This window comes from Variovorax boronicumulans NBRC 103145 (genome assembly GCF_001591345.1).
GTDB lineage: Bacteria > Pseudomonadota > Gammaproteobacteria > Burkholderiales > Burkholderiaceae_C > Variovorax > Variovorax boronicumulans.
Window position 1 is genome coordinate 1 of the sequence record NZ_BCUS01000159.1, and the last position, 11,907, is coordinate 11,907.

An 11,907-nucleotide genomic window follows, 5' to 3' on the forward strand; every position below is an offset into this window, starting at 1 on the left:
GACGCCTGCCGCTGCGCGGCGTGGTGCCGACGGCGCTGGCCGCGGTGCTGCTCGCCGCGGTCTTCGTGCTGCCGAACGCTGTATCGCCGCTGCCTGCCGATGCGCGCGGTGCGCAGGGCACTGCCGGCACGCTGCAGGTCGCGCTGCTGCAGGGCAACATTCCGCAGGACGAGAAATTCATTCCCGGCGGCGGCATCGAAACCGCGCTGCGCTGGTACGCCGAACAGCTGCGCGATGCCAAGGCCCAGCTCGTGGTCACGCCCGAAACCGCGCTGCCGCTGCTGCCGCGCCAGCTGCCCGCCGGCTACCTCGACGCGATCCAGGAACGCTACGGCCAGCCGGGAACGCAGCAGGCGGCCATCGTCGGCCTGCCGCTCGGCGACGGGCCGGGCACCTACCGCAACGCCGTGCTCGGCTTCATGCCCGGCGGCGCGGCGCAGCCCTACGCCTACAGCAAGCACCACCTCGTGCCCTTCGGCGAGTTCATTCCGCCGGGCTTTCGCTGGTTCATCCGCATGATGAGCATCCCGCTGGGCGACTTCGAGCGCGGCGGCCTCGCGCAGGCGCCCTTCGTCTGGCAGGGCCAGCGCATCGCGCCGAACATCTGCTACGAAGACTTGTTCGGCGACGAGATCGGCGCGAACTTCCGCGACGAGGCCACGGCGCCGACTGTCCTGCTCAACGTCAGCAACATCGCCTGGTTCGGTGACTCGGTTGCCATCGACCAGCACCTGGCCATCTCGCGCATGCGCGCGCTCGAGTTCGCGCGGCCGATGGTGCGCGCCACCAACACCGGCGCCACCGTGGTGATCGACGCCGCGGGCCGCGTCACGCACCAGCTGCCGCGTCTCACGCGCGGCGTGCTCGAAGCGCCGGTCGAAGGCCGGCGCGGGCTCACGCCCTTCGCACGCTGGGTCGCGCCTTTCGGGCTGTGGCCGCTGTGGATCGCGGCGCTCGTGATCGTCGCGCTCGGCGCGGTCTTCTTCCGGCCCGGGCGCACCCGGGGCTGAGGCGCACCGGCGGATGCGCATTCGACGTCATCGTCCATGAAGCACCATCACCGCCCCAAGCCCGCCGCGCCATCCGTTGTCGATGGCACAGGCGACCTTCGCGCCAGGGGCTCGGTGCTCGAAGTCTTTCTCGCTTTCCTGAAGCTGGGCCTGACCTCCTTCGGCGGACCGGTGGCGCACCTGGGCTACTTCCGCACGGAGTTCGTGGAGCGCCGCAAGTGGCTCGACGACAAGCGCTATTCCGACCTCGTGGCGCTGTGCCAGTTCCTGCCCGGTCCCGCGAGCAGCCAGGTCGGCATCGCCCTGGGGCTCGGCCGTGCGGGCTGGGGCGGGGCGCTGGCGGCGTGGCTCGGTTTCACGCTGCCGTCCGCCGTGGCGCTCATCCTCTTTGCGGCCGGCGTCACGCAGTGGGCGGGGCTGGCCCAATCGGGCGCGGTGCACGGGCTGAAGGTCGTCGCGGTGGCCGTCGTCGCGCAGGCGGTGTGGGGAATGGCGAAGTCGCTGTGCCCCGACCGGTTGCGCGCGGGCGTGGCCGTCGTCGCGGCGCTGCTGGTGCTCGCGGTGCCTTCGGCCATGGGGCAGATCGCCGCCATCGTCGCCGGGGGCGTCGTCGGCCGGTGGGCGCTGCCGCCCGGCCACCTGCCCGCCGCGCAGCACCGCGACCACGGCGTGAGCAGGGCGACCGGTGCCGCGCTGCTGGGCCTGTTCGCCGCGCTGCTCGTCGCACTGCCGATGCTGGCTGCGGCGACGGATTGGCCGCCGCTCTCCGTCATTGCGTCGTTCTACCGGTCGGGCGCGCTGGTGTTCGGCGGCGGCCACGTCGTGCTGCCCTTGCTGCAGGCGGGCGTGGTGCCGACGGGCCTGGTCTCGAACGACGTGTTCCTGGCGGGCTACGGCGCAGCGCAGGCCGTGCCGGGGCCTTTGTTCACCTTCGCGGCCTTCCTCGGCGCCGCCATGCCGGGGCCGTTCGGCGGTTGGGTGGGTGGCTTGGCGCTGCTGCTGGCCATCTTCCTGCCGGCCTTCCTGCTGGTGGCCGGCGCGCTGCCGTTCTGGGAGACGCTGCGCCAGCGCGATGCCGTCCAGCGCGCGATGGCGGGCGTCAACGCGGCGGTTGTCGGCGTGCTGCTCGCTGCGCTCTACGACCCGGTGTGGACGAGCGCCATCCACTCGAAGGCCGATTTCGGGCTGGCGCTGGCGGCGTTCGGGCTGCTGGTCTACGCGCGCCTGTCGCCGGTGTGGGTCGTCGGACTGGCGGCGGTGGCGGGCTGGCTGCTGGCCCTCTAAGGCCGGCGCATGACCGCATGCCATGCCGGCATGCAGCGGCATGGCATGCGGGCATGGTTCATGTATCTTCCTCGCCGCCTCGAGAAATCATCCTCAAACCAAGGAGCCCGTATGTACTTTTCTACCCATTTCCGTGCCTTTGCGGCCGGTGCCGCACTGCTCGCGGCCAGCGCGCTCGCGCAGGCCCAGCAGGCACTGCCCAACGTGGTGATCCTGGCGACCGGCGGCACCATCGCCGGTGCCGGCGCGTCGGCCGTCAACAGCGCCACCTACGCGGCCGCCAAGGTCGGCGTCGAGAAGCTCATCGCCGGCCTGCCCGAGCTGGCCAAGGTCGCCAACGTGCGCGGCGAGCAGGTGTTCCAGGTGGCTTCCGAAAGCCTCACCAACGACAACCTGATGACGCTGGCCAAGCGCGTCTCGGCGCTGTCCAAGCAGTCGGACGTGGACGGCATCGTCATCACCCACGGCACCGATACGCTGGAAGAAACCGCCTACTTCCTGACGCTCACCGTGCACACCAACAAGCCGATCGTGGTGGTCGGCTCGATGCGCCCGGGCACGGCCCTGTCGGCCGACGGCGCGCTCAACCTGTACGACGCGGTGAACGTGGCGGGCAGCAAGGACGCGATGGGCAAGGGCGTGCTCGTGACGATGGGCGACAACATCGACACCGGCCGCGACGTGAGCAAGAACGTCAACATCAAGACCAGCGCGTTCTCCAGCCAGTGGGGTCCGCTGGGCATGATCGTCGAGGGCAAGAACTACTGGTTCCGCGCGCCGGTCAAGCGCCACACCACGAACTCGGAGTTCAACATCGACACCATCACCGCGCTGCCGCCGGTCGAGATCGCGATGGGCTACGAAGGCGTGTCGTCGGTGGCCATCGACGCGATCGCCAAGAGCGGCGCCAAGGCGCTGATCCACGGCGGCACGGGCAATGGCTCGGTGGCCGACCGGATCGTGCCGAACCTGCAGAAGGCACGCACCGACGGCGTGATCGTCATTCGCAGCTCGCGCGTGCCCGACGGCTTCGTGATCCGCAACGCCGAGCAGCCCGACGACAAGTACGACTGGGTGGTGGCGCACGACCTGCGCCCGCAGAAGGCGCGCATCCTGGCGATGGTGGCCTTGACCAAGACCAACAACACCAAGGAACTGCAACGCATCTTCTGGGAGTACTGATCCCAGGTCAGCGCGCGGTGCGGCGCTTGCGGTGCCGCGCGTATTCCAGGCTGCTCACGCACACCAGCAGCCAGCCCAGGCCGGTCAGCAGGCCGGCCGCGACATCGCTCGCGAAGTGCACCTGCAGGAAGATCCGGCTGCAGGCGATGGTGACGATGGCCGCCACCGCGGCCATGGCGGCCGGCACATGCCAGCGCGCCGGCAGCAGCCGCAGCGCCAAGTACAGCAGCATCCCGTAGCTCACGATCGCGCCCGCGCTGTGGCCGCTGGGAAAGCTGAAGCTCGTCTCCAGCGCCAGCCCGTGGTCGTGCACCGGCCGGGCCCGCGCAAAGATGTGCTTGAGCGCGGGGTTCAGCACCACGATGCCGCCGAGCGCGGTCACCCAGCCCAGCGCCAGGCCGCGGTGCGCGTTGCGCCACAGCAGCAGCGCGACCAGCCCGCACACGGGCGCGAGCAGTTGCGCGTCGCCCAGGTGCGTGAGCCAGCTGAAGCTCACGAGCGCGCCCCACGGCACATGGGCGGCGATGGCGTCGGCCAGCGCCTGGTCGGCGCGGCCCATGGTGCGGCCGTCGCCCAGGTGCGAGGCGATCCACGCGACCAGCATCGCCGCCGCAAGGATCAGCACGAAGCCCAGGCCCAGTCCGAGCGCCAGGCGCGATTCGTCAGGCTCGCCGGTGTCGGGCAGCGGATGGCGCCGTTGCAGCATCCGGCAGGCGAGGCCGGCGCCGAGCACCGACACGGTCAGCGCGAGCGCGAACCAGGCCAGGGCGTGTTCGCCCAGCTGCTGTGCAAGAAGAACCAAGGGGGCTGAAGAAGAGAGAAGAAGGGTGTCCGCAGGAGGCATGCGGCGCAACCCTAAGGGGCCGTCGCGCGGCTGGCAAGCGGAAGCCGCAATAGGTCGACGCGCGTGAAGGCTTTGTCGGCCGCCGAATGGTCCCAGCGCTCGACCACGCACATGCGCTGCGCGCCGTCGACGGACGCTTCCGTGCGCAGCACGTTCACCGAGTTCGGCGCATCCCAGCGCACGCGCGTCGACACGGCGGTGCCGGCCTGCACCGCCCAGGCCGTGGGCGGGCAGCCCGGAAAGCGCTCGTCCAGCGGGCGCACGAAAGGCAGGTGGATGTGGCCGCCGACGATCAGGTCGGCGCCCGCCGCCGTCCAGCGCGCCACGGCCGCCGCGCGCCCGTGCAGTCGGTTCTGCCGGTCTTCGGGCCGCGTCACCAGCACCGGCTGGTGCGTCACCACCACGCGCACCTGCCGTGGCGTGGCGCTCGCCAGCCGGGCCGCGACGCGCTCGACCTGCGCGGGCGACACCTCGCCGTCCTCGTGCCGGTACCAGCGCGTCGTGTTGACCGTGACCACCAGCCAGTCGTCGCAGGCGAACACCGGCTCCAGATCGGCGCCGAAGGCCTCCGTGTAGCGGCCGTAGGGCGAGAAGACGCGCGCCGCCAGCTGGAACAGCGGGATGTCGTGGTTGCCCGGAATTGCGACCACCGGCACCGCCAGCCGGTCGGCGAAGGCGCGCGCCGCCGCGAACTGGCGGCGCGTGGCGCGCTGCGTGATGTCGCCCGACAGCAGCACCGCCTGCGGCGCCAGCGCGTGCGCCAGGCGTTCGAGCGCCTGCAGCACCTCGGGCTGCTCGGTGCCGAAATGCGGGTCGGACACTTGCAGCAGGCAGCTCATGGCCGTACCGCCTCCAGCTCGGGCGCGCTGTCGGGCCGCACCAGCCACAGCGGGTCGGGCGCCACGCGGAACAGCAGGGGCATGTCGACCCAGTCGATCTCGCCGTCGGTGGCGATCTTCACGCGGCGTGGCGTGCGCAGCCGGCCGGCCTTCACCGTCATCGACTCGAAGGGAAAGCTCAGCACCTCGTCGGCGTCGCCCAGCCGCCCGAGCGCGCCGCGCACCAGCAGCCCCGGCATCGCCAGCAGGCCGACCGGCTTGAGCGCCACCGCGGTCAGCCGGCCCTGCTCGGGCGCCTCGGCGTGGTCGACGCCCGCCTGCATCAGCTGCAGCGGGTTGTTGCCCACGAACAGCGTGGGCGTGCGGATGTCGCGTTCGTGGCCGTGCGAGGCGATGCGCAGCTGCCAGTGGCGATGGCGCCCGCGCAGCACCGTCAGCAGGCCCGAGTAGAAGGCGATCCAGCGGTGGCGGCCGAAGCGCGCCTTGTGGCTTTCGCGCTCTTCCAGCAGGTCGGCATACAGGCCCATGCTGGCGTTGACCAGGAACACGCGGTCGTTCACCAGCCCCACTTGCACCGCCCGGGGCTGCTGCGTCAGCAGCACCTGCAGCGCCTGCGCCGTGTCGCGCGGGATGCCGTGGGTGCGGCTGAAGTAGTTGAAGGTGCCCTGCGGCAGCACGCCGAAGGGGCAGCCGCTGCCCAGCGTGGCCTGGGCCACGGCGTTGATGGTGCCGTCGCCGCCCGCGGCCACCACCACGCCGCCCACGGCCCGCGCCCGTTCGACCGCTTCGCGCGCCAGCGCCTGCACGCGGCCGGGGCCGTCCACGAGGAACACGCGGTGCCGGCGGCCGTCCGCGGCAAAGGCGTCGTCGATGACCTGGCGGGCCTGCGCGGCGTCTTCGCTGCCGGAGCCGGCATTGAGCACGATGAAAAACGGGGTGTCGGGGCCGATGTGGGGCGATGCCATGCAGTGAGAGAGGGGGAAAGCGCAGGAAAGTGCCGAAAGCGGCGGGAAACGCAAAAAAGCGTGCGGGGCCGGGCTTTGTCCCACAGCCGCGCGGGCCGTCGCGGCAGTCGGCATCCCGAGCGGCTGTGGGAGAGATGCCCTCCCGCGAACGTAAAATCGTCGCCTTTCGCGGCCTGTGCCGCGCCACCGTCCCGTCCAATGTCCGGCCCCCGACGCCGGCCAGCTTCATGTTGACCTTCCAGCAAATCATTCTCAAACTGCAGTCGTACTGGGCCGACAAGGGCTGTGCGCTGCTGCAACCGTACGACATGGAAGTGGGCGCGGGCACCTCGCACACCGCCACCTTCCTGCGCGCGCTCGGCCCCGAGCCCTGGAAGGCCGCCTACGTGCAGCCCAGCCGCCGGCCCAAGGACGGCCGCTACGGCGAGAACCCCAACCGCCTGCAGCACTACTACCAGTACCAGGTCGTGCTCAAGCCCGCGCCCAGCAACATCCTCGAGCTCTACCTCGGCAGCCTCGAGGCCCTGGGCTTCGACCTGAAGAAGAACGACATCCGCTTCGTCGAGGACGACTGGGAGAACCCCACGCTCGGTGCCTGGGGCCTGGGCTGGGAGGTCTGGCTCAACGGCATGGAAGTGACACAGTTCACCTACTTCCAGCAGGTCGGCGGCATCGACTGCAAGCCCATCACCGGCGAGATCACCTACGGCCTGGAACGCCTGGCCATGTACCTGCAGGGCGTGGACAACGTCTACAACCTGACCTGGACCGACGGCCTGAGCTATGGCGACGTCTACAAGCAGAACGAGGTCGAGCAGTCGACCTACAACTTCGAGCACAGCGACGCCGAGTTCCTCTTCACCGCCTTCGCCGCGCACGAAAAGCAGGCCAAGCACCTCATGACCGAGCAGCTCGCGCTGCCGGCCTACGAGCAGGTGCTCAAGGCCGCGCACAGCTTCAACCTGCTGGACGCGCGCGGCGCGATCAGCGTGACCGAGCGCGCGGCCTACATCGGCCGCATCCGCAACCTCGCGCGCAGCGTGGCGCAGAGCTACTACGACAGCCGCGAGCGCCTGGGCTTCCCGATGGCGCCGCGCGAATGGGTTGCGCAGATGCCCCCGAAGAAAGCCGCCTGAGCGATGACGATTCCCATGAACAACAAGAACTCCCTGCTGGTCGAACTGTTTGTCGAAGAGCTGCCGCCGAAGGCGCTGAAGAAGCTCGGCGAGGCTTTCGCCGGCGTGCTGCGCCACCAGCTCGTGGCCCAAGGCCTGGCCGAAGCCGGCTCGGTGCTCACGCCCTATGCGTCGCCGCGCCGCCTGGCCGCGCACCTCACGCACGTGGCCGAGCGCGCCGCCGACAAGGCCGTGTCGCAAAAGCTCATGCCCGTGGCCGTGGGGCTCGATGCCTCGGGCCAACCGACGCCCGCGCTGCTCAAGCGCCTGGCCGCGCTCGGCGCCGACGCCTCGGCCGTGCCCGGCCTCAAGCGCGCCATGGACGGCAAGGCCGAAGCCCTGTTCTACGAAAGCACCGCCAAGGGCGCCACGCTGGCCGAAGGCCTGCAGAAGGCCCTGGCCGAAGCCATCGCCAAGCTGCCGATCCCCAAGGTCATGAGCTACCAGCTCGAAAGCGGCTGCGAGCTGCCCGGCTGGAGCAGCGTGAGCTTCGTGCGCCCCGCGCACGGTCTGGTGGCGCTGCACGCCGACACCGTGGTGCCCATCGAGGCGCTGGGCCTGAAGGCCGGCCGCGAGACGCACGGCCACCGCTTCGAGGCGGCGGTCGACCCCGTGGTGCTGCGCGATGCCAACAGCTACGCCCTGCAGCTGCAGGACGACGGCGCCGTCATCGCCAGCTTTGAAGCGCGCCGCGCCGAAATCGCACGCCAGCTCGCGGCCGCCGCTGTGACGGTGGGCGGCGGCTCCGTGCCGATCCACGACGACGCGCTGCTCGACGAAGTCACGGCGCTGGTCGAGCGCCCCAACGTGCTGGTCTGCAGCTTCGAGCGCGAGTTCCTCGAAGTGCCGCAGGAATGCCTCATCCTCACGATGAAGGCCAACCAGAAGTACTTCCCGCTGCTCGACGCGCAAGCCAAGCTCACCAACAAGTTCCTTGTCGTCAGCAACATCAGCCCCGACGACGCGAGCGCCGTGACCGGCGGCAACGAGCGCGTCGTGCGCCCGCGCCTGGCCGACGCCAAGTTCTTCTTCGACCAGGACCGCAAGAAATCGCTGGCCTCGCGCGTCGAGTCGCTGGGCAAGGTGGTCTATCACAACAAGCTCGGCACGCAGGGCGAACGCGTGCAACGCGTGATGCACATCGCGCGCGGCATTGCCGAAAAACTCGGCGACGCGACGCTGGCAGCGCAGGCCACCCAGGCCGCCCAACTGGCCAAGGCCGACCTCGTGACCGACATGGTCGGCGAGTTCCCCGAGCTGCAGGGCACGATGGGCCGCTACTACGCGCTGCACGACGGCCTCGACGTCGCCGTGGCCGACGCCATCGAAGACCACTACAAGCCGCGCTTCGCCGGCGACGAGCTGCCGCGCAACAGCGTGGGCCTCGTGGTCGCGCTGGCCGACAAGCTCGAGACGCTGGTCGGCATGTTCAGCATCGGCAACCTGCCCACCGGCGACCGCGACCCGTTCGCGCTGCGCCGGCATGCGCTGGGCGTGATCCGCATCCTGATCGAGCGCGACCTGCCGCTGGATCTCGATGCGGTGCTGAAGATTGCGGTGCTGGAATTCGTGCCGGGCGTCCTGAAGTTCATGGACGGCGCGGATTCGCCGGACTACCTGGAGGCGCTGCAGTCGTTCATCCTCGACCGCCTCGCCGGCAGCCTGCGCGAGCAGGGCGCCAGCGCTCAGGAAGTCGACGCCGTGCTGGCCCCGCTGCCGCAGCGCCTGGGCGAAGTGCCCAAGCTGCTGGCGGCCGTGCGCGCCTTTGCCGCACTGCCCGCCGCCGCCGCACTGGCCGCCGCCAACAAGCGCATCGGCAACATCCTGAAGAAGGCGCCCGAGGCCGACGCGCACGTGAGCGAACTCCTGCTGCAGGAGCCCGCCGAGAAGGCGCTGCACGCCGCCATGGCGCAGGTCGTGCCCGCCGCCAACGCCCAGTTCGACGCGGGCGACTACACCGGCTCGCTGCAGACGCTGGCCGCGCTGCGCGAACCGGTCGACGCGTTCTTCACGGACGTGATGGTCAATGCCGAGCAGGCCGACCTGCGGCTGAACCGCCTGGGCCTGCTGATGTCGCTGCACAGCGCGATGAACCGCGTGGCGCAGCTCGAGCGGCTGGCTGTCTGACCCCGTGCCCCATCCCTCCACCAGGAGCGGTTCCGCCATGAAGCTCGTCATCCTCGACCGCAACGGCACGATCAACGTGCACCGCGAAGACTTCGTCAAGAGCGACATCGAGTGGACGCCGCTGCCCGGTGCGCTCGAGGCCGTGGCGCGCCTGAACCATGCGGGCTGGCACGTGGTGGTGGCGTCGAACCAGTCGGGCCTGGGCCGCGGGCTGTTCGACATGGCCTCGCTCAACGCCATGCACGCCAAGATGCACAAGATGCTCGCGGCCGTGGGCGGCAAGGTGGACGCGGTGTTCTATTGCCCGCACAGCCCCGACGAAGGCTGCGACTGCCGCAAGCCCAAGGAAGGGCTGTTCCTTCAGATCGGCGACCGCTTCGGCATCGACCTGAAGGGCGTGCCCACCGCGGGCGACAGCCTGCGCGACCTGCAGGCCGGCGCCGCTGCTGGCTGCGAACCGCACCTTCTGCTCACGGGCATGGGCGCGGCCTGCCGCGGGGTTCACCCGCTGCCTCCCGAATATCCGGCGGACACGAGGGTGCATGACGACCTCGCCGCCTTTGTCGACTTTTTGCTCGCGCGCGAAGCGCGGGCTGCACTGCAGGTGGCTGTCTGATGGCGTTTCTCCGTTCCGTTCTCCACGCCCTGTGGATGCTTGTCACCGTGGTGCCCTGGGGCATCATCATGTGCGTCAGCTCGCTCTGGAAGCGTGGCATTCCGCTGTACTGGATGGCCGAGCAATGGCTCAGTTGGGCCATCGGTGGCGCGCGCGTGCTGCTGGGCATCAAGACCCGCGTGACCGGCATGGAAAACCTGCCGACCGACCAACTCGCAGGCGCGGTGCTGCTGGTGAAGCACCAGTCCACGCTCGAGACTTTCCTCATGCCCACGCTGATGCCGCATCCGCTGGCCTTCGTTTTCAAGAAGGAACTGATCTACGTGCCGTTCTTCGGCTGGGCGATGGCGCGGCTGGACATGATCCACATCGACCGGAGCCAGCGCGCGCAGGCGTTCAACAAGGTGGTGAACCAGGGCCGCAAGCTGCTCGCGCAGGGCATCTGGATCATCATGTTCCCCGAAGGCACGCGCATTCCGCGTGGCCAGAAGGGCACCTACAAGAGCGGCGGCACGCGCCTGGCCTGCGAAACCGGCGTGCCCGTGATCCCGATCGCAGTCACCTCGGCCAAGGTCTGGCCGCGCAAGGCCTTCATCAAGCGCCCTGGCGTGGTCGACGTGTCGATCGGCCCGGCGATCTCGAGCGTGGGCCGCAAGCCCGATGAGCTGATGCGCGAAGTCGAAGCCTGGATCGAGGCCGAGATGCGCCGCCTCGACCCCGAGGCGTACAGCGACAGCCCGGCGCAGCCGCAGCAGACGTTGCCGCGCGAAGCGGGCTGACGCGCCACCCTCAGACCCGGGCCCGACATGCGGGGAATGCTGCAGTTCACGATGGACCTCTTCGAGGGGCTGGGGAGTACGCCGGCGCCTGCTGCCGCGCCGCCGCGGCGGCCGCGGAAGAAGGCGCGAGCGCCTGTGCCACCTGCTGCTCCCGCGCCGGTGGTGGCTGTCGCGCCTTCACCTGTCGGACCCGTTGATCCGCGTCCTGCGGTGCCGTTGGCTGACACACTGACGCTGGCGAATTTCACACATCCGCAGGCCACGCGTGAAGTGGTTCTGGGGTCGGCGCGGGTGGCCTACGAGTTCAAGCGGGGGCAGCGCAAGACCATCGGTTTTCTGGTTGGTGCCGAAGGACTGTCGGTGCGGGCGCCGCGGTGGGTCACGCTGCGCGATGTCGATGCGGCGGTGCGTGAGAAGGCCGACTGGATTTTGCGCAAGCTGGCGGAGACGCAGCAACGCAATGCACGTGTTGAGGCGACGCGGATTGCTTGGGAAGATGGGGCGGAGTTTCCTTTTCTTGGCGAGCTGGTGGTGATCCGGCTCGATCCGAAGCACGGTTTCGCGAGCGTTGGCGGCACGCTCGACCCCGCTGTCGAAGGCGGTGGCCCGCGGACGCTGCGGCTGGCTGTGGCGCAGAACGCGGCGCCCTCGCAGATTCGGGATGCGGCGCAGGCCTGGTTGATGCGGCAGGCGCGCAAGCTGTTCATCGAGCGGCTGGATCACTTTGCGCCGCTGCTGGGGGTGTCATGGCAGAAGCTGTCGCTTTCTAACGCTGCTACGCGGTGGGGGAGTGCGAGTGCGGATGGGTCGATTCGGCTGAACTGGCGGTTGATTCACTTTCGCTTGCCGGTGATCGACTACGTTGTGGCGCATGAGTTGGCGCATCTGCGGGTGATGGATCACTCGCATCGGTTTTGGGAGACCGTTGAGAGTGTTGTGCCTGACTATGGGGTGCTGCGGCAGCAGTTGAAGGATGAGGCTGTGCCTCGGTGGGGCTAGGGGGGCTCTTGTTTCCCGAGGCCGGGTCTCGCCCCGGCGGGCGACTTACTTTCTTTTGCTTCGCCAAAAGAAAGTAAGCAAAGAAAA

At 69.6% G+C, this 11,907-nt stretch carries 11 protein-coding genes; 8 read left to right on the forward strand and 3 right to left on the reverse strand.

The window, feature by feature from the left end; all coding sequences use genetic code 11:
- The 3 genes from lnt to VBO01S_RS28545 all read left to right on the forward strand — a co-directional run.
- Positions 1 to 1,010: apolipoprotein N-acyltransferase (lnt, locus tag VBO01S_RS28535; protein WP_157627483.1), on the forward strand; the 1,010-nt coding region annotated here is incomplete at its 5' end.
- Between the two features lie 36 nt (positions 1,011 to 1,046).
- A complete protein-coding gene (chrA, locus tag VBO01S_RS28540; protein ID WP_082818335.1) occupies positions 1,047 to 2,294 on the forward strand; it encodes a chromate efflux transporter in 1,248 nt (415 codons plus the stop codon).
- A gap of 111 nt (positions 2,295 to 2,405) precedes the next feature.
- A complete protein-coding gene (locus VBO01S_RS28545; RefSeq protein ID WP_062481776.1) occupies positions 2,406 to 3,476 on the forward strand; it encodes an asparaginase in 1,071 nt (356 codons plus the stop codon).
- 7 nt (positions 3,477 to 3,483) lie between these two features.
- Here VBO01S_RS28545 and VBO01S_RS28550 read toward each other — a convergent pair whose 3' ends face one another.
- Genes VBO01S_RS28550 through VBO01S_RS28560 form a run of 3 tightly spaced genes read right to left on the reverse strand, consistent with a single transcriptional unit; the run spans position 3,484 to position 6,124 of the window.
- Positions 3,484 to 4,278, reverse strand: coding sequence for a phosphatase PAP2 family protein (locus VBO01S_RS28550; RefSeq protein WP_255221231.1), 795 nt, complete (start codon positions 4,276 to 4,278; stop codon positions 3,484 to 3,486).
- A gap of 53 nt (positions 4,279 to 4,331) precedes the next feature.
- Positions 4,332 to 5,159 (reverse strand): metallophosphoesterase family protein, encoded by an 828-nt coding sequence (locus tag VBO01S_RS28555; protein ID WP_062481779.1) that lies wholly within the window; start codon positions 5,157 to 5,159, stop codon positions 4,332 to 4,334.
- Complete coding sequence (locus VBO01S_RS28560; RefSeq protein WP_062481781.1) at positions 5,156 to 6,124, reverse strand: diacylglycerol/lipid kinase family protein; 969 nt, start codon at positions 6,122 to 6,124, stop codon at positions 5,156 to 5,158. Before VBO01S_RS28560 ends, VBO01S_RS28555 begins: the two co-directional genes overlap by 4 nt.
- Positions 6,125 to 6,351: 227 nt before the next feature.
- Between VBO01S_RS28560 and glyQ the strand changes: the two genes are divergently transcribed.
- Genes glyQ through VBO01S_RS28585 form a run of 5 tightly spaced genes read left to right on the forward strand, consistent with a single transcriptional unit; the run spans position 6,352 to position 11,820 of the window.
- The gene (gene glyQ, locus VBO01S_RS28565) at positions 6,352 to 7,260 is read left to right on the forward strand and encodes a glycine--tRNA ligase subunit alpha (protein WP_062481784.1); all 909 of its coding nucleotides are present in this window, start codon (positions 6,352 to 6,354) and stop codon (positions 7,258 to 7,260) included.
- Between the two features lie 15 nt (positions 7,261 to 7,275).
- Positions 7,276 to 9,426: a glycine--tRNA ligase subunit beta gene (gene glyS, locus VBO01S_RS28570; RefSeq protein ID WP_157627484.1), complete on the forward strand. Its 2,151-nt coding sequence runs from the start codon at positions 7,276 to 7,278 to the stop codon at positions 9,424 to 9,426.
- A 37-nt stretch (positions 9,427 to 9,463) separates the two neighbouring features.
- Positions 9,464 to 10,042, forward strand: a complete 579-nt coding sequence (gmhB, locus tag VBO01S_RS28575) for a D-glycero-beta-D-manno-heptose 1,7-bisphosphate 7-phosphatase (RefSeq protein ID WP_062481791.1) — start codon at positions 9,464 to 9,466, stop codon at positions 10,040 to 10,042.
- Positions 10,042 to 10,821 carry a lysophospholipid acyltransferase family protein gene (locus tag VBO01S_RS28580; protein ID WP_062481794.1) on the forward strand — a complete coding sequence of 260 codons (780 nt, stop codon included), beginning with the start codon at positions 10,042 to 10,044 and terminating at the stop codon, positions 10,819 to 10,821. Before gmhB ends, VBO01S_RS28580 begins: the two co-directional genes overlap by 1 nt.
- Before the next feature lie 27 nt (positions 10,822 to 10,848).
- Positions 10,849 to 11,820: a M48 family metallopeptidase gene (locus tag VBO01S_RS28585; protein WP_062481797.1), complete on the forward strand. Its 972-nt coding sequence runs from the start codon at positions 10,849 to 10,851 to the stop codon at positions 11,818 to 11,820.
- The last annotated feature ends 87 nt before the right edge of the window (positions 11,821 to 11,907 follow it).